Below are 18,832 nucleotides of genomic sequence, written 5' to 3' on the forward strand. Positions count from 1 at the left end.
TTTTCTATTTCATCCCTTTACCATTGCATTTTTTGCAAGGTACTTTGATTTGGTCAAAACCCATAAGTCCGATGAACTTTTTACCTGAGCCGTTACAGAAATTACATCGTTTCACGCTATTTCCTACCTCCCTTTATATGTCAACTGCACAGTATGCGTTCGATCTGTTCAGTGTCGATTAATCCGATATGAGTGCCATCTTGTAGTTAGTCTTAGCTTCATAAAAGCAAACCAACTATTAGTCCATTCAGTTTTCATTTTATAATCTTCTGTATAAAAATTAATTTCATATTTGTACACTAAATAGCCTCCCTCCTAATCATTTTGTGTCAACAGCTGCAAACATTTGCCTTTGTTGCACAATTTGATCGTTGTTTATGTTGTCTCAGACTGTGTTTCTTAATAAATTCTTTCCCCTTTATACTTCTCGTCTAATAAAAACCTTATTTCCATCGGCTCGAAAAAAACTTCTCTGTTTGTCCTGTTACGCCTATTCAATGCTTGACTAAGCTCTCTTGCTCTTTCCTCCGATACATAAGACAGATACCTTTCGGTTCGTTCTCCATTTAAATAAACACCCCACCATTCCATTCGATTCCTCCTTATCTGCAAATAAACTGCTCCTTTTTAATTGATGCTTCCTATTCTATGCAGTAAGGCTCTAAGAAATAAGAAAAAGACGTCTTAAACGACGTCTACAAGATATTTGTTGTAATTGACGACCAGCTTTACGGTTTCAATACTTTTCACCATCCAAAATCGTCATCCTTACATGTAGTAGGGACTAAGATGATGAATGTCACAAGGTTTGGTTCCTTTGTAATTATTATGCACTCTCCACTTTTTTGCTTTTTTATGCCAAATTAATACGTCATATCCCAATTCATCAAGCGTCCTCTGATCATCTGTTGTCGAATATGAGTCGCAACTATACTTGTTCATCTTTAAATCCTCCGGTATGTTTACTCTAAGAGCCACTTCCCCATTATAAGAAGGTTTAATATTGTTGCCTGCGATAAGTCTAAAATTTCCAATTTTACCGTCCCCTAATGCAATGCCGCTCATGATGTATCTATACCTTTTCATCACTCGTCACTCCTTTTAAGTGTCTTAAAGTTCATGGAACTAACTTATGCCTCCTCATTTGCATGCACACTGCTCCTTTTCAATTGATGCTTCCTATTCTATGCAGCAGATTTGAAATACATAAGAAAACGAAAGTTCTACATTTCTGAACAAAAAAAAGGAAGCACCTAAGTGCTCCCTTCAACCTGTCTGTTATGACTCTACCTATATTTTTCATTAGGGTTAATTAGTTTTCCTTTTTAATTATCCTTCGTCGTGAATTTTTACTTCAGCTATGGCCACCCGCACCTTTTTAATATAGTCCGTTGCTTTTCCGGTACGATTAAACCCACCAACACCCTTATTATAAGAGCTCCAAACGTACTCATCTAACTCTTGTCCATTAATTCCTTCATCAGACCATTTATCATAAAGGTCATCCAGCATGAATGTACCCCATATGATATTTACAAAAGGATCTAATGGGTCATTCTTTGTTTTCGTTGCATACGCTAACCATTCATGATTGTTCGGGTTTATCTGAAACAATCCGTAATCATTAGTTACTCCTATTGCATTCGCATCAAACTTACTCTCATGCTTGATAATCGCGAGTGTTTTGTCATAATCAAGTCCTAACTCTACTGTTCGCTCATGCAGAAATTCTTGTTGTTCTTTGGGTAAAGGGATATCAGAACGGTAAATAGTCGATTCTGTTAGTTCTACCGATGCCTTTTCTACCTGAGCTTCCACAACAGGTGTTTTCTCCATTGTTTTAACTTCTTCTACTTTCTCACCCATCGACACCAATTGATTTGATATTGTAATCATTCCAATAATTAATGCTACCTTTTTACCTGCGTCCATCCATTTCGTATTCATATCTAAGGTCCTCCATATGATGCTAATATGCATCTCCATTTTTTTATTCGACTGACTATTATAAGCAAGCCAGATGAATTTATGCCATGTAGGGAAGAAGTAGAATCATTTCTCATCAATACACATATGATGGTTCGAATAATAAAAGGAGGAGCACATAATGAAGAACTATTTATCACTTTTGAAAGAGGTCCTGGAAGAGAATTCGCTAGAAATAGAGGCATATTTGCAGTCGGGGGACAAAGAACATGCACGTGCAGATCGAACTGGAGTCAGTACTTTCAGCCTGTTTGGAAGGCAACTGCGATTTGACTTAGAGAAGGGCTTTCCTGTAGTTACTACAAAACGTGTACCCTTCCGTTTAGTTGTATCTGAATTGATATGGTTCCTACGAGGAGATACCAACATTCGCTTCCTCTTACAGCACAACAATCACATTTGGGACGAATGGGCGTTCAAGCGTTACGTTGCCTCTACCGACTATACGGGTCCAGATATGACTGACTTCGGCTTGCGAGCGACGGAAGACCCACAGTTCGAAGTGCAATATAAGGAGCAGCTGGCATTATTTTGCGAAAAGATCCTAAAAGATGATGTCTTTTCGGAGCAATACGGGGAACTGGGACCTGTATACGGAAAACAATGGCGTGCTTGGGAAGGAAAAGAGGGAACATATGACCAGATTGCTTGGATTATTAAGGAAATCAAACGAAATCCGAACAGCCGACAACTGATTTTAAACGGGTGGAACGTTGCAGACGTACAGGACGGCAAAATGGCCCTTCCCCCATGTCACACAATGTTTCAATTGTACGTAAGAGATGGAAAACTCGACGGACAGCTATACCAAAGATCGTGCGACCTGTTCCTTGGCGGGCCCTTCAATTTTCCTTCTTATGCACTCCTGATACACTTCCTAGCAAAATGGACCGGTTTAGAAGTTGGCGAACTTGTCGTGACATTCGGCGATTCTCATATCTACTCGAATCACCTGCCGCAAGTGAATGAGCAGTTGAGCAGAGAAGTCCGAGAACTTCCAACCCTCGTCTTGCCTGAAGATATAGGAGAGCTAGAAGATATCTACAAGCTCAATCCTGCGGACATCACATTGCTAAATTATGATCATCATCCAGCCATAAAAGCACCCGTAGCTGTTTAATAAAATAAAAAAGACCTCGTTCAATTGAACGGGGTCTCTTTATGTCAATCCATACTGGATTGTTTCTTGATAGGTGTCACACGTGATTGTTTCAGATACCCCATTGCGATTTCCATTTGCTCCTTTTGAGAGAGCTTGAAAAAACCTGGAGTTCTAAACGCATCCATTGTAAACGAAAGCATCGCTTCTTCATCTTTTTCAGTGGGCTTAAACTCTTTCACGAAGCATCCTCCTCAAAACCAAGTACCTGCTGAATTCTATAAAAATGAAGACGTCTTGGGTCATTAAATACCTGCTGTACCTCTTCACGTATCGCATTGTACCATTCTCTATGGTTAATAATAAGGTCTACATAAGGGTTTTGTCCACTCTGTTCGGTCCCAATGAAATCTCCTGTTCCTCGAAGAGCCAGATCTTCACTTGCAACGACAAATCCATCATTCGTTCTCGTCATGACATCTAGTTTACGTTGTCCCTCCGCTTTCGAAAGGAGAATACAATAAGATGCTTTGTCGCCACGTCCTACGCGTCCTCTCAGTTGGTGAAGCTGTGCTAATCCGAATCTTTCTGCGTTACGTAATACAATAATTGTCGCATTTGGCACATTCACTCCTACTTCAATAATGGTTGTGGATACCAAAACATTCGTTTCACCTCTAGTAAACCGCCCAATGGCCTCTTCCACTTCTGAACCTTTCATTTTCCCTGAAATCATCTCCACCTTAAGGAGAGGTTCTTTTTTGGAAAGTTCCTGTAGCTCTTTAAAAGTTTCTTCGACAGATTTCACTCCTTGCATGGCTTCGGCATCTGATTCGTCAATTAGCGGACAAACTACATATGCTTGGTGTCCTTTCTCGACCTGACCAACAACCCCAGTCCACGCTCGCTCTTCTGTCTCTAATCTAACAGTACGGACGGGTTTTCGACCATTCGGCATTGACTTAATAGAAAACACATCAACCGCTTCACCAAGGACTGCAAATGCCAACGTTCTTGGTATTGGAGTTGCACTCATACCTATGTGATGAACGCCAGCTCTCGCTTTTTCTCTCAATGCTTCACGTTGTTTCACGCCAAAACGATGTTCTTCATCGACAATCGTCATAGCCAAGCTTTTAAAACGTACATCTTTGGAAATAACTGCATGTGTCCCCACGATCACCTGCACTTCACCTTCTGCAATTTCCTTGATTACTTTCTTCTTTTCCCTTACTTTCATGTCTCCCGATAAAAAAGCTACTTTATAAGGTGTACCGGTTAGGATTCGTTCTACTTCTTCAAAATGTTGCTTTGCTAGCACTTGTGTGGGAGCCATAATTGCTGCTTGGTGTCCGCTTCCCACCAATATACTCATTAATAATATCGCCACAATGGTCTTACCACAACCAACATCCCCTTGAACAAGGGCTTCCACTCGGTCTCCTGCTTTTAATTTTCGGTGAACTTCTGTAATAACGTCTTTTTGTCCATCCGTTAAATTAAACGGTAGTTTATCATGAATCGTATTAAACAAAGCCATATCCTTTACTCTGTACGGAGACACCTTAGTTAAGGTGCGGTCTTTTTCTTCCATTTTCATTGCATAAGTGAAGAGATCTTCAAACACCTTGGTTTTTTTCGCATGTTCAATTGCATCCAACGCTTTCGGACGATGAAGTGTTTCTATCGCCTTTTTTCCGTCCATCAACTGAAACTTGGTACGCACAGAAAGTTCGAGTGTTTCCGACCAAGCATGTACAGACAAGGCTGAATGTATGGTTTTCGTCAAATATTCTTCCGACATTCCTTTAATCTTGGAGTAAATCGGATAGATACGACGGGCAGATGGTGAGTCTTTTGTAAATAGAAAGGGAACCGTAAATCTTGGTCCATAACTAAACTTGTCATATTCGATGACCCCGCCGACAATTACCGTATCTCCTTCTTCATATTTTTTCAGCATATATTCTGCTCCAAACCACACCACTGAAAATTTCTTCCCTTGTTCATCAACCAGCTGAAAAGAAGATGTTTTCGGACTGCTTTTCTTTCCAGTTATTTTCCCAATTACCGCAACGTCTTCACCATATTTGACCTGACTGATCATCATTGGAGCTCGATAATCTTTGTACTTTCTTGGTATGAATCCTACTAATTCTTCCATGGTTTCTATTCCTTTTGCCTTTAATTGATTTTCCTTTGCCTTCGGCAGCTCTAATACCCCTATTGTCATATTGACACACTCCTTTTTAAGTGAGATTTCTCTCCTTTTCTATCATCTTCTCGTTATTGTATGGGAATCAGAGGAAATTATGAGTTCAACCACGTCCGATTTAGATAATAAAGCAATCTCTTTTCCCATATGATAAACAAACTAAGAAAGAGGAGTGAAGAGAATGGAGAAAGACGAGAAAGAATATATTGCCCCAGAAGATGACCTCCTAGATTTCCAGGAGGCAGATGACCACTATTCCGTGGAAGAAGAAAAAGAAGAGAAAGAACTAGATACAGAACCTTTGGAAACAGAAACACAGGAGGAAGAATCACCCAAACTAACATTCCTTGATAAATTAGAAACTTTCTATAGTAGCTATAAGATGTGGCTATTTGTCATAGGAGGAATAATACTCATGCTGTTGCTTGCAGTTTCCGTTTCTGGTCTATTGCAATCAACTCCTGACAAAGAAGATACTCCTCTGGTGGTGTTGGAACAAATAAATGAAGAAAAAGAACAAGTAGTAGCTGATGAAAAAGCAGCAACAGCCGACTCGCCAACTGCTCTCCAGTTGTTATTGACGTCCATTCAGGTATCTAACAATACAATGGTAACTCAATCAATGAGTAACATAACTTACATTGAGCAGTACCGAGCAAACCAAGCAAATAAAATTGGCTTAGAGTCGCACTTGAGAAAATCTTTACGTGAAAAACAAATCGCTCAGACAGAATTTTTGCAACAAGAAAATGCTTTTGACAAACAAGGGATGTCCGTTGTTTTTCACGAAACAGCAGAGCGTAACGAGTATTCTGTAGACTTCACTACACAACTAATAGAAGAACTTGTTGGAGGCACAAAGAATTTTGAGCGGGTCATCGAATCACATAGACAGATAGATAGTTTGCAAGACAGCAGTCAGCTTAGTGCAATTATCCGCTATTTAGAAAAACAAGAGATTTCGTACAGCGAAGAAAACGGTAAAGTATTCGTGCAATAAAACGTTTGTTATTGAAACCCTCCTAATTGTATAGAATAGAATGTTCTAAACACTAATGGAGTCAGTTATTACTGACAGATTAAGGAGGGTTCAACATGCAAGAAGTGGAAATGGTAAATGAAAAGGTAGAAAGATTCAGTAAAGAAGGGCAAGAAAATGAACGCTTTACTTCTATGATTAATTGGGCAAGCCGCATGATGAGTCTTACATTGAAAGAAAAACAGATTCGTCAGTTCCAAGCACCTAAGCGTGGGGAGATTTGGACAGTTGATCTAGGAGAGAATGTTGGTTCAGAAGAGAACAAAATAAGACCTTGTTTAATTATTCAAGATGATGAGACGAACCGTGTTGCGACGACAACGGTTATCTTGCCGATTACCAAGCGTCAACCTAGATTTTTCTCCCATGTTCGCATCAAGCCGGAAGACACAATGGATGAAAATTGTTCCATTGACGGTTCAATAATGACAGAGCAGATTCGAGTGGTATCAAAAGCAAGACTTGGAAAGCAACCAATTGGCAGCGTGAGTCAGTCGGTGCTCGACAAGCTAGATTGGACCATGAATCAAGCATTGGGTTTAAAAACTGGAGGTTAAGAACGAAGGGGTCGTTCCAATTGAACACCCCTTTTTTCAATTAAAAAGGAGAAGGTATATATGTTCGAACTATTAATCCCGCTGATAGGGATATTTTTATTAAATATGTTGTCCAATTCTATCGGCACACTAAAAACAATCTTTATTGCCAAAAGGCAATTAAAACCTGCCTATATCGTTACTTTCATGGACGCATTTGTGTTCGCTATTGCACTCAAGCAAATTGCAGAAGGTGATGGATTCTGGTTCTTGGTGGCCTTTTCCCTGGGTAAAGTTGCAGGGGTTTATGTAGGTGATAGAATCGACAGGATGCTCGAACTTGGTGTATTAGAAGCAGAAATATACTTAAGTAACATTGAAAAAGTATCATCTGTAGCAGATTCGCTTAGAGATGCAGGTATGTCTGTCAATACCATACCGATATTCGGAATCAACGGAAATAAACGCTATGCCATTCAAGTAACACTACCAAAAAAATGGAGTGGTAAATTGAATAGCATTTTGTTAGCTCATGACATCACAGATCCTACGATGCTTGTACGTGAACTAGACAAAGTAACCGGACATTTAGCATATCGCTAAGAGACCCCTGACTAGGGTCTCTTTTTTATTCAATTGAACTCGCGACAAACGCGTTCGACTAAGAATAGAGCCCCCATCAAAGCGAAAAGTCTATCGAAAGACATGTTTACGTAGTTGAATCAAGGGGCTTTGAAATAAACCTACACATATCACATTCATCCCTCTCGCCTTCGGAAAGAAATAGGGAATAATCTGCGGCGTTTCGGTATATAGGTTATTGGTTCATTATGTCAGAATATTCTATTTATTAATACTCCATAGTATCACTCTCCTATTACTAAATACTCGCATTGTGTGCTCGAGGGGTTTTAAAGCAAATAGAGGCGGATTAGTTAAGTATCCTTCTTAGAACAGATGAAGAACTAATGCATGCCCCTTCGAGATACTATCCCCTACTAAACCGGTCACATTCCATATGCACTTAAAATATTTTTGGATTAATGAAATCTAGTAAAAAGAACCGTTTGGTCCACTTTTAAAGACCATAAAAATATAAACAGAATATTCAAACTATTATACCTCCACTTTCTTTTGCATAAGATGCCCTGAATAACATAAAAATGGAGCAGTTAATCTGCAATGGAGGTTCAATATTGGAAAACGAAGTGATAATACAAGGTAAAAAAGTAGTTTCAATGTCTGCAACACGAGTGAAAGATCACGAAAAGGATCCGGATTTACATTATTACGACGTCCGACATCATGATGATGATCAACTTGTTGCTGTTACGGTGGAGCCATACGTGCTTGTGAACTTCTTAGGGACTATTTCCACAGAAGAAGCCCTCGATTTAGGAACAGAAGGATTTTATAGCCTTTCTGAAGACGAATCCGATGAAATTACGAACACTATTTAAACTACCTATCATACAAAGGGGGAAACGGGAATGTCGTTTCAAAAAATGCTAGAAGAAGAGTTGAAGAAATCACCTGCCGGAAAAGACGTATCAAAAGTTCAGGCAACTCGCTTACATCACCTACAACGGATGGCGAGTTTAAATTGTCATATACAGTTAGGAAACAAACTGTAGAAATCTTTTTGAAGATAACTTGAATAACAGAGAATAAACTGGAGGGAAAACATCATGAACAAAAAAACAATTACTATAAACGGAGTAAAAATAGAATACTGGCATCATCATTCAGAAGAAATGGACACTTCCTTGTTAGAAATGACGGAGAACAGCATAGAACATATTTCTAAAATGATTAAGGAAGGTTCTCAAGAAGGAATGCTTCTCGACACAGTTGTTAATTCAGAAGAAATAGAAGTTGTCGCATCTGGTTGGTGGAAACAAACATTTCATGAGGAACGTGCTCCTGGACTAACCGTGAAAATTGATTTGTACGGTAATGGAGAACAAGAAGACATGTGGGAAGGAATAATTTATGGCTTGACTAAAAAAGAAATATGCGATTTGAATGAAAAGTATGATGAGGAATTCGAGGAAGAACAATTTACGGGTCAATGGGAAGATTACCTGAAAGAAAAGCAAGTGAAATTCGAAAAACATTCATTCGATGTGGAAATTCTGTAATAGACAAGCAGTCTCAGTTGCTTCTTTTTGGAGTAGCTGTGTGACTGCATAATGAAAACTAATCAGCTAAAAAAGGGGAAATGAGAATGAGACATAAAAAGGAACTGATTGCTTGGATTATTCAAGAAGAACCAGGAATAACGAAGGAACGTCTAAATGTGTATATGTATTTTCTCAACACCTACCATGAGTCATTAACTTCTCATCCATTAGTTGACGAGGCTACAGGCCAAGTAGCTAGATATGAAGGTGAATTAGAATCTATGCGTCTTAGACTAATCAGACATTTCATCCGCCATCATATTGAAGCAATGGAGTGTGTATCAACAGAGGTCCTTTTCGCTCGTAAGAGCATTCGAGAGAGACATATGCAAAACGAAAAAGTGTTGGTATTAACTTAATACTATCCAAAATAAAAGAGGTCTCGTCATTTGACGGACCTCTTTCTTTTTGCTGTCATGCTGCTTCTTTATCTTTTAATATAAAACCGTAAAATTGCTCCAAAGTACCACGGAATGGTTCTTCCTCTTTTACTCCTGCCATTCGGTTCGTTAATCCATGTCCGATTAATCGTTGAATTTCATCAAATGAATAGTTTACTTCTAATCTCATTTTCAAAAAATAATGAAAGCCTTGTAAGAACCGTGGAGAATATCGACCCATGTCTTCTTCTGTCTTAGTCGTTACGTAAAAGGTTCCTTCGGAAGAACGATAAATCAAAATGTCCTCCGTTTCCTTTTTCATGCGTTGATTGTAGGCAGTAAGTATAGCTTCTACAGTTTCTTTATACTTCCATACTTCCTTTTCTTGATTCTCTTCTAAAGGGAAAGAATTTTTCCCTTCCTGAAACACTCCCTTTTTCCAAATCGCATCTTTCCCTGTTTCTAAACAATATCCTGTCACTTCATCTTTGAACACTCTGGGTTGCAACATCGTGAATGTGCACTTTTCAGAAGCAAATATTAACCCTGTACGGTACGTAGCCTCACATGAATAACTCATGTATAACAGCCTCCTTTTTATTTGTTTGATCTATCTTATGCAACTTTGTTCGAAACGATAAAAAAAAGACACCAATTAAGGTGTCAGGCTGCCACTTTTACGGGCACAATATCATTTCTCAGAACTTCTACTAACTCCGTGATGTTATCTTCATTAATTTTTTTTGTTAGACATACCTCTAATTTTAATATGTCTCCCTTGATTTCTCGAATAAACCCACGATATTTTACCTTCTTGCTGTATGCATAATCCACGTAATCCCCTACGATAATCTCTTGTTGTTCCATTTAAACTTCCTCCTTCTTAGTGTTAGAACTTTCCATTGTTTTGTCACTTTACAGTTTCTTCATCCCTTTTTCTTTTTGCAGACGAATTTTTTCGATTTCATGTTTGCATATTGCGATATCGATTAAGCTCCCCGATTCCTCCATGCGTGCATAAAGAGAAATCAATGGGTTCACTTTGTTCGTCTGTCCCTGTTGTCTGTCATATTCCATTTGTGTGGGATGGTTGACTAACAAGGGTAAGTCCTCCTTTCAGTTTCTTTGATTTATCATATGTAATATTTCTTTATAAATTCGATTAAACATGTCGGATGTATGTGGAACAAAAAAAGTGAGGAAGGTTTCCCCTCACTCACTGTCTGAATCACCAAGCATTCACGAATAAATCCTTCACACTAGGCAACTCCTTTTTTACGAGACGTACGCCTTCCCAAATGACATATAAACAGATTGACCATCCTAAAGTTCGAAGAACACATCCGATTAAGTATCCCATCGTGCCAGTATCGCTTACTACTAATGCCATACCGCATACAATAATCAGCCATGCTTTTCCGCTCCCCTTTTTTTCTCTATTCGTATAGAGTTCCAGGCAGTCTTTCAATCCGATTTGCCAATGGAAGTGATTTCTCAGTAACCCATAGACAGGGATACCGACCGCGACCAACATCATGATGATAGTCGTTAAAGAGATTATGGCCTTAAATACAGATGCAACAACCATAACCAATACCACGAACCATACGATGCTGCCAACAGCTCCGTACGCAAGGAACTTCATGCAAGTTCCTCCTTTCGCTCCTTTTCATTTCTCCATCTCTGTTTATGTCATCTCAAGGATGTCCTTTTTTGTTGGAGATGTTCTATTATATGCAGGTTCAGCGTGGACATTCGACACAGTTTTGGTATTCTATAGAAAAAGGAGTGATGAGCATGACATTGCATGAATTATTGCCTGCATTTATTCTCCATTTAGATCGTCTAGGTCGCTCGAAAAACACCCAAAAATCTTACCATTTTGACCTTCACACTTTTCTAGGTTCCTTAGAAGACAAGTCGATAGAACAAGCTGCTTCGGAATACCTTTCTCGCTTGCTGTCAGAAGGAAGGTCCGCCTCAACCTGTAATCGATTTCTATCATCCCTCAATTCCTTTTTACGATTTGCGGAGAGTCGAGGTGCCGAAGGCATAGAGCTTCAGATAAGATCTATGCCGAAAAACAGAAAGTCTCGTATACCCATTCCGCCGAATGCCATCCTTATTCCTTCCATGACTAAGAGTATTGAAGAAAAAGCAAGTGACAGAAAGAAATGGCTTGTTGCTAGAAATGCTTTAGTTGTTTCATTAGCTAAATCATTTGGACTAACACCAAAAGAACTTTCCAGCATTACGATTTCAGCAATTGAAGAACAAACAATCCACTTAGAGGCGGGTAGATCCATTCACTTAAGAGACATGACACTAGAGCTGTTTCAGCATTATTCTACTCTCATAGATGCCCCTAAATGTCGTTATCTCTTCTATAGACAAGGGTCTTCTGGACACTATCCGGTATCTACAAGAACAATTGAACGAGTACTAAAAGCCTCTGCTCAGTATGGTAGCCCGTCTGGCTATAAGAACTATCAAGTGTTGCGTTCAGAAGTAAACGAGGTAAGAGCTAAACAACTTGGGTATACACGTGCCTCTACAATGAAAGAGCAACAAAGGGAAGTAATACAGACCATGATAAAAAATAGTCGTTGACTACAGTACACATTTAGTGTATAATGTATCCTATACAGAAGAAACTTAGGGGGATCCATTATGCAAAAGAAAAACAAACTCATCGTAGCCATTGTCGCATTTATTGTCGTCATTACCATGACGCTGTCTATTTATATAGATGTATCGAACGACGCAAAAAGTGAAAATATGTCCTATCCAGACTTCCTTAATTTAGTTGAAGATAAGAAGGTCAAAGAAGTATCGATCGATTTAGCCAGTGGCACATTCACAGCAGAAACGGCTAAAGGAAAGTATGTAAAAGTTGATAATCCTAAACGTGATAATTTTAAAGAACAGCTACTCCTTGCTGGTGTAGAAGTGAGTGAAATTGATGGCAGAGCTGAACAAATTGCTAGTCAACAGATGTGGTCTTTCTTTCAATCCGTTTTCATTATGGGGTTATTGATTTTTGGATTTATGTATATGCAAAAAAGAATGGGTAAAGGCAAGGGGAATAAGCCAGTAGACATTGCCTCTACACCAAAGATTACGTTTGACCAAGTTGCAGGAAATGAGGAAGCTAAAGAAGATATGCGATTCTTAGTTGATTTCTTGAAAAAACCAAAGGATTTTGAACAACTTGGTGCAAAGCTACCTAAAGGAGTTATTCTATACGGAGAACCAGGCACAGGTAAAACATTGACAGCCAAAGCAATTGCAGGTGAGGCCGGCGTACCATTCTTCTCCGTTTCCGGAGCCGATTTTGTGGAAATGTACGTAGGAGTTGGGGCAAAACGTGTGCGTGAGTTATTTGCAGCAGCAAGAGCCAAAGCTCCATCAATTATCTTTATAGATGAGATTGATGCACTTGGTGGTTCACGAGACCAACAGCAGCATGCGGAACAACGTCAAACGTTAAATGCTGTTCTTGCAGAAATGGATGGATTCTCGAGCAGTGAAGGGGTCATCGTTATCGGTGCTACTAATCGCTTAAATGATTTAGATGCCGCCTTCATGCGTCCCGGACGTTTTGATAAGCATATATCTATTGGACTGCCAGATCAAAAGAGTCGGTTAGATATTTTAAAAGTACATGCTAAAAATAAACCATTGGACCCATCGGTGAAATTAGAAGAAATAGCAAAAATTACGATCGGTTTGGCAGGTGCTCATTTAGAGGCAATTATGAACGAAGCCGCTATTATTGCTACCACAAAGAAACAAAAAGTCATCATGAATGAAGATATTGACGATGCTTTTTATAAGCTAGTAATGAAAGGTCACAAACGTAACAACCAAAAGAGTCGTGACTTAGATGAATTAAAACTTGTAGCATGGCACGAAGCTGGACATGCTCTTGTTGCTAAATTATTGACGAAAAATGAAGTGCCGAAAGTGACGATTATTTCTTCTACATCTGGAGCCGGTGGAGTTACTTTCTTCACACCAAATAAAATGGGCCTCCATACAAGAAGTGAGTTGCTTGCTGAAATTCAAGTATTGTATGCGGGTAGAGCTGCGGAACAAATACTGTTTGGAAACGAACAAGAAGTAACGACTGGTGCTCAGCAGGATATTCGCATGGCGACAGGTCGAATCCGCTCTATTATTACTGATTTTGGGATGAGCAATGAGTATGGGATGCTAAATATCGACTTGTTAACTAAAAATGGTCAAGACATGGATGGTACACGAATGGTGGAGGAAGCAAGAAAAATCTCCGAAGACTTATTTCTAAAAACCTTCGAACTGTTAACAAAAAACAAAACCCTTTTAGAAAAAGTATCTATGGCGTTGTTAGAAAAAGAAACGTTGTCTGGTGAAGAGTTAGATGCCATATTACAACAACATCTGCACGTTGCAGCTTAATAAAACAGTACAAAAAAGACCGTCTGACAAGTTATATCTTGCATTCGGTCTTTTTCTTATTCTATTTTTTTTCAATAAACTCTTTCCATGACTCCATCACCGTAGACTCATGATAAAGTTCAAAAAAGAACGAAGGTGAATTCATATATTCATCCGGAAAATCTTTTTGAATGGTATTATGAATGCGTTTTGCAAAGTTTAAAGCGATTTCCTCTTGGAAGTATTCTTCAAAGGGTAGTGTAGCTGAGTAAGATAAAACAGTCTTTAGTAATTCGTGTACATTTAAGTGGTCAAAACGATGTTTCTCAAAATAATATCCCTTGCTATCGTTCTCTTCTAGACTGATTAAAAACAACAGACTATATTTTGACCTATTCTTGGAAAGTAACAAAAATTCTGCATAACCGATAGAACCACCATCTATTTTTTCGATACTTGTCAATCTTATAGGGTGTCCATCTTTTTTATTTTTATTTTCTACTTCTTGTTCAATCATAATTTGGTTAATCACTGTATTCATACTATCTTTTGATATGTAATGGATCATAATAATCCTCCTTATAGATGTAGCCTCTAGTATACAGGAAAAAGCGACCTCAGAGAAGTCGCCATTGTTTGTCTAGTTAGTTTACTGTTTCTATTGGAAAGAATTCATTTTGAAAAGTCGTGTATTGTTGATTTGAATTGCCCTCATAAATAGCAAAAACTACTTTTTCGAATTGATTTTTGAATCGTTCATCTTCTAAACATTCTCTGAACAAACGAGCAACCATCTCTACGTCATTCTTGAAAACTCCACACCCAAATGCCCCTAAGATTATCGCATCTTGCTTCTCTTCCTTAGCCAAGCCCAATATTTTCATTATTCGCTTCTTCATCACCGGCTCAATCTGATTAATTCGGTATTTCTCTAATAGATGAATAACCCCGGAATGGACAGCTGGTGATGTTATAATCGACAACAAATAAGGCTTATCCAGAAATGACCCGTCATCCCTTCTGAAAACCGGCACGTTTGGGGAGTAGATCACATGATCTGTGTACAATGCTGTTCTCCCTTTTTTGTTTTCATCATAGAACACTTTCTTTTTTACAATGCTGGGAAATAATCCAGAAGCTCTTGCGAGGCTCTCTTCTTGAGCTAAACCTCCTGCTAAAAATCCGCCTCCAGGAACACGAGCATTTGCAAAGTTTAAACAAGCAATATTCGCATACCCTTCGTTAACTAATCTAGTAGATGCTTCCAAAGTTGTCTCTTTTGTTATCTCCAAAATCGTTTCTCTTGCCTCTCCTGGTGTGATTTGTTCTAGCATGTTATCTAATATTTCTGGAGTGTAAAGTACCGTGGATCGCACACTTTCCTGTAATTCTTTTGCAATCTCCACGACTTGCATCTTCTCATTTTTATAAGAACCTTTCTTTAAGACCAACAAGGTCTGCATCGCTATTTTCATCGCTTTAATACCATTCATTTGTTTTTCCGCCTTTCTGTTCATTTGTATATGTCCTGAACATTAAATCTGTCTATTATATTCAACTGAAGGCACATTTAAATACATTTATTAACGTACTGATGCGAATGAATCAGAACTTGCAAAATGTGTTCGAACTCCTCACAAACACAACAACCAGTCGAAAAAAAAGTTTTTAAAAAAATAGATAAATTTCCGCTATTTCTGGTCTCTATTCAGATATCTGAAATGTTCGACAAATTAACAAGGAAGTTTTCGAATCAAACCATTTCAAGTTGAATACTATAGAGAAACACTGAAAGGAGAACGAACAACAAATGAACTATGCAGGTTTTTGGATTCGATTCGTTGCTAACTTTATCGACGGCCTCGTACTTATGGTTCCACTCATGCTATTACAATTTGCACTAATGCCTAAATTCCTTATGCAAGGTCAAGGCACTATGAATTATGGCACGACCAACACGGATATGCATTCCTACTTAGGTCTTTATTTACTGATTGGCTACCTGATAACTGGTGCGTACTACGTGCTCATGACTGGCTCTAAGCATAAAGGAACACTAGGGAAGATGGCGATGAGTATCGAAGTAGTTGACGAAGCAGGAGAAGGATTAACTTACAGAAAGTCTTTCGTCCGCTATATCGGTTCGATCCTCTCTGGCATCATACTCAACATTGGCTACCTGATGGTTGCTTTCCACTCTCAAAAGAGAGCTCTTCATGACTTAATTGCGAATTCTTACGTGGTTGCGAAGAGAAAATAACACAAAAACAGACCCGTTGTGTGCTCGGGTCTTTTTTATGTACAAAAAAAAAGAGGGATTGCTCCCCCTTATCTCATATCCTGTGGACCTAATAATCCCGGCTTTTTTGCAGGCCCAAAGAAATGCTTGATAGAATCACGCACATAGGATTCATCTACTTTCATTATCCATGCCCCATTCTCTTTTCTCCCACTGCTCCAATGACCATCTTCCGGTATACGTTTCTCACTGAATCCATAATTACCTGTTACATAGGCCATCCCGTAGTCTAGCAATTCCTCTTTCGACATCGAGAGTTCCACATTTGGTGCAATCTTCATCCAATATTGAACGAGTTCCAATTTATCTGCTCCTTTAATTGATGTCAGAAGAGATTCCATTAGGTTTCTCTGTCTTTCTGTACGTTTGAAGTCGCTATCGATAGAACGGATTCTTGCATAAGTTACCGCCTGCTCCCCGTTTAGTAATACATCTCCTTCGTTTAGAAGTTGTCCAATTTTATTGTTTGTATTCTTATTAATTTCCGTTTTCTCTTCAGACGTGATATTTACAGTTACGCCACCTATCGCATCTACAGCATTCGCCATTTCTTTAAAGTCTACCGCCACATAGTTTTTAATGGCGGTGCCAAAGTTTTGGTTTATGGTCTTTATTGCTAATTGCGGTCCGCCATATGCATAGGCATGATTCAATTTGTCCGTTCCGTGGCCATCAATCCGAACGTCCATATCCCGCATAAGCGAAATTATTTTCACGTCATCTGCAGCTTGATCGAATTGAGCAACCAAAATAGCATCTGATCTAGGCGTTTCGTTAGCTCTATTATCGAGACCAAATATCGCCACTTGTAATATTGGTAACGGTTCTTCCCCTTCAACATCAATAACATCTGGGATTTGCACCGGTACATTTATCTCTTTAATCCCTAGGGCTTCATTAGTTTTCTCTATTTCAACTTCTTCATATCGATTTACTTGATACCACAGCGTTAAAAAACTAACTAAACCAATAAATACTAGTAAAAGGCCAATTATCTTCCATATTTTTTTTGCATTCTTATTCTTTTTCACGTTTACTCCACCTTTCACTTATCCTATGCAGTCCTAACAGCAAGCAAAACGAAAGTGCAGTGGTAGCACGTCGAATACCCGTGAATTTTGTAAATTTGCATACGATAGATAGAAGCTTTAATGGAAAGGAGCAAAATGTATGAGTATAGATAAAAAACACCTGAAGATTGGCATGTTGGTGGAAATCAGAATTGATAAAAAAGAAGACATGACTAGCGGTTTTATTGCGGAGTTTAAAGGGGGTTCTGCTCAAAAAGGAGTTCGCGTGCAATTAACGAATGGCATTTTTGGCTATGTCGAACGCATAATTCCGAAACATGAGCATGAACTAGCGACGGCCAAATTCTATATTAAGTTGGTGCAGCTCGACCATGTATATTATCTGAGTGAAGGGAAAGGCATGTGGATCTGGAATCGTCGAGCTGGAGAAACAACACAGTCAACTTGTTTCTTGTTCACTTCTGAACAAAGTGCCAAAGAATTCTTAGGCAAGCAAAAAATAGACAAAACAGTTAGACGTTTCAAGGGAAGTAAGACCATTACCTCCTTTTTGAAGGATTCGTACCCAGATGTCGTGTTTATTGACGGGAATCGAAAGATCAAACGACGGCACTTGGAAGAGCAAGAGAAGATGTATCGGGTAAAAATGGGGTTGTAAAAGGCGGGCTCCTATGTCCGTCTCATTTTTTTGAAAAAAAATTAGCCTCCATAGACTCAGCTATGCAGGCATTTGCTCCTTTTTCGTCATAGCAAGATGCTCTTCTGGAGATTTCATCAATCTTACTTGAATTGACTTTATTTCCTCGATTATTCGATGATTTTGCACGGTGGCTGCAAGTATATCCAGTTGAGTAGATATGTTTTTCTTATGCTCCTCTATTTCTAATAGAACATCATTCATAAATGGCTCACTCAGGGTAGGATTCACACCATAATAATACTGAAAAGTTTCTGCTTCGACCATTTGGTCCACGGATTTGCTTATCTTTCTAATTTCTTCTTTCTCCGTTTTATGTGATCTCTTCAATTCTTCAACTCGATGGTCCCATTCCTTTAATTTTATAAAAGGAAACTCTGGAGCGGTATCCATCCAAGACATTCTTACTTGTGGCTCAATCTCCTTAAAAGGTATATCGGAAAATGACTTAATAATCGTTTGTATTTCTGCAGTGACAGAAACTTCACCGGTTTCCATCCTTTTATGCAATATTTGATAACCTCGTATAAAGTTCTGTTCCGTGGATACAAATATTTTATTTAACAAAAGATGTAATTCCTTCTTTTTTCTGTCTTCTATTAAGACATCACTTGGACTATTAAGAATAAGCGATAGCAAACTACAAATAACTGCACCCGCAATTGTGACTTGCAATACTACCCAAATTTCTTCCACTAAAACTACCCCTTTCCTTTATTCGATCAACTCTAATTCTTCCTCCAGTGCAATCACTTGATTAAGTCCAAATACATCCATAAATGAAGATGAAATCATTTTACCATCTGCCTCTATTGCGGTTACATTGACTTTGTAGACCCCTTTTGTCGCTCCTTCTTCTTGAACAACGCCTTCGCATTTTGAATAATGAGTCCCACTGTGAAATCTTACTTTCTTTCCAATCATTAATTAACATCCCTTCTTCATCGT

26 protein-coding genes are annotated in these 18,832 nt (G+C 38.7%); 12 read left to right on the forward strand and 14 right to left on the reverse strand.

Annotated features, from left to right (window positions below; translation table 11 throughout):
* Window positions 1-399 precede the first annotated feature (399 nt).
* The 3 genes from MKX39_RS20740 to MKX39_RS20750 all read right to left on the reverse strand — a co-directional run bounded on the left by MKX39_RS20740 (window position 400) and on the right by MKX39_RS20750 (window position 1,947).
* The gene (locus tag MKX39_RS20740; RefSeq protein ID WP_340765065.1) at window positions 400-591 is read right to left on the reverse strand and encodes a hypothetical protein; all 192 of its coding nucleotides are present in this window, start codon (window positions 589-591) and stop codon (window positions 400-402) included.
* Window positions 592-768: 177 nt separating this feature from the next.
* Entirely contained in the window at window positions 769-1,086 is a 318-nt protein-coding gene (locus MKX39_RS20745; protein ID WP_340765067.1) for a hypothetical protein, read from the reverse strand.
* A gap of 243 nt (window positions 1,087-1,329) precedes the next feature.
* Window positions 1,330-1,947, reverse strand: a complete 618-nt coding sequence (locus MKX39_RS20750; protein ID WP_340765069.1) for a transglycosylase SLT domain-containing protein — start codon at window positions 1,945-1,947, stop codon at window positions 1,330-1,332.
* A 160-nt stretch (window positions 1,948-2,107) separates the two neighbouring features.
* Here MKX39_RS20750 and MKX39_RS20755 point away from each other — a divergent pair, with 160 nt between their 5' ends.
* Window positions 2,108-3,106 carry a thymidylate synthase gene (locus tag MKX39_RS20755; RefSeq protein ID WP_340771759.1) on the forward strand — a complete coding sequence of 333 codons (999 nt, stop codon included), beginning with the start codon at window positions 2,108-2,110 and terminating at the stop codon, window positions 3,104-3,106.
* A 44-nt stretch (window positions 3,107-3,150) separates the two neighbouring features.
* Here MKX39_RS20755 and MKX39_RS20760 read toward each other — a convergent pair whose 3' ends face one another.
* Complete coding sequence (locus MKX39_RS20760; RefSeq protein ID WP_340765073.1) at window positions 3,151-3,327, reverse strand: hypothetical protein; 177 nt, start codon at window positions 3,325-3,327, stop codon at window positions 3,151-3,153.
* Entirely contained in the window at window positions 3,324-5,318 is a 1,995-nt protein-coding gene (locus MKX39_RS20765) for an ATP-dependent DNA helicase RecG (protein WP_340771762.1), read from the reverse strand. The genes MKX39_RS20760 and MKX39_RS20765 overlap by 4 nt, the downstream gene beginning before the upstream one ends.
* Before the next feature lie 163 nt (window positions 5,319-5,481).
* Between MKX39_RS20765 and MKX39_RS20770 the strand changes: the two genes are divergently transcribed.
* The 7 genes from MKX39_RS20770 to MKX39_RS20800 all read left to right on the forward strand — a co-directional run bounded on the left by MKX39_RS20770 (window position 5,482) and on the right by MKX39_RS20800 (window position 9,417).
* On the forward strand, window positions 5,482-6,300 hold the full coding sequence (locus MKX39_RS20770; protein WP_340765078.1) for a hypothetical protein: 819 nt from the start codon (window positions 5,482-5,484) through the stop codon (window positions 6,298-6,300).
* A 95-nt stretch (window positions 6,301-6,395) separates the two neighbouring features.
* Entirely contained in the window at window positions 6,396-6,896 is a 501-nt protein-coding gene (locus MKX39_RS20775; RefSeq protein WP_340765079.1) for a type II toxin-antitoxin system PemK/MazF family toxin, read from the forward strand.
* 60 nt (window positions 6,897-6,956) lie between these two features.
* Complete coding sequence (locus MKX39_RS20780) at window positions 6,957-7,478, forward strand: DUF5698 domain-containing protein (protein WP_340765082.1); 522 nt, start codon at window positions 6,957-6,959, stop codon at window positions 7,476-7,478.
* A gap of 593 nt (window positions 7,479-8,071) precedes the next feature.
* A complete protein-coding gene (locus MKX39_RS20785) occupies window positions 8,072-8,335 on the forward strand; it encodes an LPD28 domain-containing protein (protein ID WP_340765084.1) in 264 nt (87 codons plus the stop codon).
* Window positions 8,336-8,365: 30 nt separating this feature from the next.
* Complete coding sequence (locus MKX39_RS20790; protein ID WP_340765087.1) at window positions 8,366-8,509, forward strand: hypothetical protein; 144 nt, start codon at window positions 8,366-8,368, stop codon at window positions 8,507-8,509.
* A 54-nt stretch (window positions 8,510-8,563) separates the two neighbouring features.
* Window positions 8,564-9,016, forward strand: coding sequence for a hypothetical protein (locus MKX39_RS20795; protein ID WP_340765089.1), 453 nt, complete (start codon window positions 8,564-8,566; stop codon window positions 9,014-9,016).
* A gap of 86 nt (window positions 9,017-9,102) precedes the next feature.
* On the forward strand, window positions 9,103-9,417 hold the full coding sequence (locus MKX39_RS20800; protein ID WP_340765091.1) for a hypothetical protein: 315 nt from the start codon (window positions 9,103-9,105) through the stop codon (window positions 9,415-9,417).
* Window positions 9,418-9,472: 55 nt separating this feature from the next.
* On the opposite strand, the gene MKX39_RS20805 is transcribed toward MKX39_RS20800, so the two are convergent.
* The 4 genes from MKX39_RS20805 to MKX39_RS20820 form a co-directional block, all read right to left on the reverse strand.
* A complete protein-coding gene (locus MKX39_RS20805) occupies window positions 9,473-10,018 on the reverse strand; it encodes a hypothetical protein (RefSeq protein ID WP_340765093.1) in 546 nt (181 codons plus the stop codon).
* 83 nt (window positions 10,019-10,101) lie between these two features.
* The gene (locus MKX39_RS20810) at window positions 10,102-10,305 is read right to left on the reverse strand and encodes a hypothetical protein (RefSeq protein ID WP_340765095.1); all 204 of its coding nucleotides are present in this window, start codon (window positions 10,303-10,305) and stop codon (window positions 10,102-10,104) included.
* Between the two features lie 48 nt (window positions 10,306-10,353).
* Window positions 10,354-10,539, reverse strand: coding sequence for a hypothetical protein (locus MKX39_RS20815; RefSeq protein ID WP_340765097.1), 186 nt, complete (start codon window positions 10,537-10,539; stop codon window positions 10,354-10,356).
* 127 nt (window positions 10,540-10,666) lie between these two features.
* Window positions 10,667-11,083: a hypothetical protein gene (locus MKX39_RS20820; RefSeq protein WP_340765098.1), complete on the reverse strand. Its 417-nt coding sequence runs from the start codon at window positions 11,081-11,083 to the stop codon at window positions 10,667-10,669.
* A gap of 152 nt (window positions 11,084-11,235) precedes the next feature.
* On the opposite strand from MKX39_RS20820, the gene MKX39_RS20825 reads away from it, so the two are divergent.
* Window positions 11,236-12,048 carry a tyrosine-type recombinase/integrase gene (locus tag MKX39_RS20825; protein ID WP_340771765.1) on the forward strand — a complete coding sequence of 271 codons (813 nt, stop codon included), beginning with the start codon at window positions 11,236-11,238 and terminating at the stop codon, window positions 12,046-12,048.
* 60 nt (window positions 12,049-12,108) lie between these two features.
* On the forward strand, window positions 12,109-13,878 hold the full coding sequence (locus MKX39_RS20830) for an ATP-dependent metallopeptidase FtsH/Yme1/Tma family protein (RefSeq protein WP_340771767.1): 1,770 nt from the start codon (window positions 12,109-12,111) through the stop codon (window positions 13,876-13,878).
* A 61-nt stretch (window positions 13,879-13,939) separates the two neighbouring features.
* Here the strand turns inward: MKX39_RS20830 and MKX39_RS20835 are convergent, their stop codons facing one another.
* Together MKX39_RS20835 and MKX39_RS20840 are read right to left on the reverse strand one after the other, a co-directional pair.
* Window positions 13,940-14,425 carry a hypothetical protein gene (locus MKX39_RS20835; RefSeq protein ID WP_340765105.1) on the reverse strand — a complete coding sequence of 162 codons (486 nt, stop codon included), beginning with the start codon at window positions 14,423-14,425 and terminating at the stop codon, window positions 13,940-13,942.
* Between the two features lie 76 nt (window positions 14,426-14,501).
* Window positions 14,502-15,350 carry a TIGR02452 family protein gene (locus MKX39_RS20840; RefSeq protein ID WP_340765107.1) on the reverse strand — a complete coding sequence of 283 codons (849 nt, stop codon included), beginning with the start codon at window positions 15,348-15,350 and terminating at the stop codon, window positions 14,502-14,504.
* 317 nt (window positions 15,351-15,667) lie between these two features.
* On the opposite strand from MKX39_RS20840, the gene MKX39_RS20845 reads away from it, so the two are divergent.
* A complete protein-coding gene (locus MKX39_RS20845; RefSeq protein ID WP_340765109.1) occupies window positions 15,668-16,117 on the forward strand; it encodes an RDD family protein in 450 nt (149 codons plus the stop codon).
* Between the two features lie 68 nt (window positions 16,118-16,185).
* On the opposite strand, the gene MKX39_RS20850 is transcribed toward MKX39_RS20845, so the two are convergent.
* On the reverse strand, window positions 16,186-17,187 hold the full coding sequence (locus tag MKX39_RS20850; RefSeq protein ID WP_340771769.1) for an LCP family protein: 1,002 nt from the start codon (window positions 17,185-17,187) through the stop codon (window positions 16,186-16,188).
* Window positions 17,188-17,326: 139 nt separating this feature from the next.
* Between MKX39_RS20850 and MKX39_RS20855 the strand changes: the two genes are divergently transcribed.
* Window positions 17,327-17,845 carry a hypothetical protein gene (locus tag MKX39_RS20855; RefSeq protein ID WP_340765113.1) on the forward strand — a complete coding sequence of 173 codons (519 nt, stop codon included), beginning with the start codon at window positions 17,327-17,329 and terminating at the stop codon, window positions 17,843-17,845.
* Window positions 17,846-17,905: 60 nt separating this feature from the next.
* Here MKX39_RS20855 and MKX39_RS20860 read toward each other — a convergent pair whose 3' ends face one another.
* Both MKX39_RS20860 and MKX39_RS20865 read right to left on the reverse strand, forming a co-directional pair.
* Window positions 17,906-18,580 carry a hypothetical protein gene (locus MKX39_RS20860; RefSeq protein ID WP_340765115.1) on the reverse strand — a complete coding sequence of 225 codons (675 nt, stop codon included), beginning with the start codon at window positions 18,578-18,580 and terminating at the stop codon, window positions 17,906-17,908.
* 18 nt (window positions 18,581-18,598) lie between these two features.
* Window positions 18,599-18,808, reverse strand: coding sequence for a hypothetical protein (locus tag MKX39_RS20865; protein ID WP_340765117.1), 210 nt, complete (start codon window positions 18,806-18,808; stop codon window positions 18,599-18,601).
* Between the last annotated feature and the right edge of the window lie 24 nt (window positions 18,809-18,832).

The sequence above is a fragment of the Psychrobacillus sp. FSL K6-1464 genome, from assembly GCF_038003145.1.
Lineage (GTDB): Bacteria > Bacillota > Bacilli > Bacillales_A > Planococcaceae > Psychrobacillus > Psychrobacillus psychrotolerans.

Coding starts and splice junctions, on each gene's coding strand:
- MKX39_RS20740 (WP_340765065.1), bottom strand. CDS start 591: ATGGAATGGTGGGGTGTTTATTTAAATGGAGAACGAACCGAAAGGTAT.
- MKX39_RS20745 (WP_340765067.1), bottom strand. CDS start 1,086: ATGAAAAGGTATAGATACATCATGAGCGGCATTGCATTAGGGGACGGT.
- MKX39_RS20750 (WP_340765069.1), bottom strand. CDS start 1,947: ATGAATACGAAATGGATGGACGCAGGTAAAAAGGTAGCATTAATTATT.
- MKX39_RS20755 (WP_340771759.1), top strand. CDS start 2,108: ATGAAGAACTATTTATCACTTTTGAAAGAGGTCCTGGAAGAGAATTCG.
- MKX39_RS20765 (WP_340771762.1), bottom strand. CDS start 5,318: ATGACAATAGGGGTATTAGAGCTGCCGAAGGCAAAGGAAAATCAATTA.
- MKX39_RS20770 (WP_340765078.1), top strand. CDS start 5,482: ATGGAGAAAGACGAGAAAGAATATATTGCCCCAGAAGATGACCTCCTA.
- MKX39_RS20775 (WP_340765079.1), top strand. CDS start 6,396: ATGCAAGAAGTGGAAATGGTAAATGAAAAGGTAGAAAGATTCAGTAAA.
- MKX39_RS20780 (WP_340765082.1), top strand. CDS start 6,957: ATGTTCGAACTATTAATCCCGCTGATAGGGATATTTTTATTAAATATG.
- MKX39_RS20790 (WP_340765087.1), top strand. CDS start 8,366: ATGTCGTTTCAAAAAATGCTAGAAGAAGAGTTGAAGAAATCACCTGCC.
- MKX39_RS20795 (WP_340765089.1), top strand. CDS start 8,564: ATGAACAAAAAAACAATTACTATAAACGGAGTAAAAATAGAATACTGG.
- MKX39_RS20800 (WP_340765091.1), top strand. CDS start 9,103: ATGAGACATAAAAAGGAACTGATTGCTTGGATTATTCAAGAAGAACCA.
- MKX39_RS20805 (WP_340765093.1), bottom strand. CDS start 10,018: ATGAGTTATTCATGTGAGGCTACGTACCGTACAGGGTTAATATTTGCT.
- MKX39_RS20810 (WP_340765095.1), bottom strand. CDS start 10,305: ATGGAACAACAAGAGATTATCGTAGGGGATTACGTGGATTATGCATAC.
- MKX39_RS20820 (WP_340765098.1), bottom strand. CDS start 11,083: ATGAAGTTCCTTGCGTACGGAGCTGTTGGCAGCATCGTATGGTTCGTG.
- MKX39_RS20825 (WP_340771765.1), top strand. CDS start 11,236: ATGACATTGCATGAATTATTGCCTGCATTTATTCTCCATTTAGATCGT.
- MKX39_RS20830 (WP_340771767.1), top strand. CDS start 12,109: ATGCAAAAGAAAAACAAACTCATCGTAGCCATTGTCGCATTTATTGTC.
- MKX39_RS20835 (WP_340765105.1), bottom strand. CDS start 14,425: ATGATCCATTACATATCAAAAGATAGTATGAATACAGTGATTAACCAA.
- MKX39_RS20840 (WP_340765107.1), bottom strand. CDS start 15,350: ATGAATGGTATTAAAGCGATGAAAATAGCGATGCAGACCTTGTTGGTC.
- MKX39_RS20845 (WP_340765109.1), top strand. CDS start 15,668: ATGAACTATGCAGGTTTTTGGATTCGATTCGTTGCTAACTTTATCGAC.
- MKX39_RS20855 (WP_340765113.1), top strand. CDS start 17,327: ATGAGTATAGATAAAAAACACCTGAAGATTGGCATGTTGGTGGAAATC.
- MKX39_RS20865 (WP_340765117.1), bottom strand. CDS start 18,808: ATGATTGGAAAGAAAGTAAGATTTCACAGTGGGACTCATTATTCAAAA.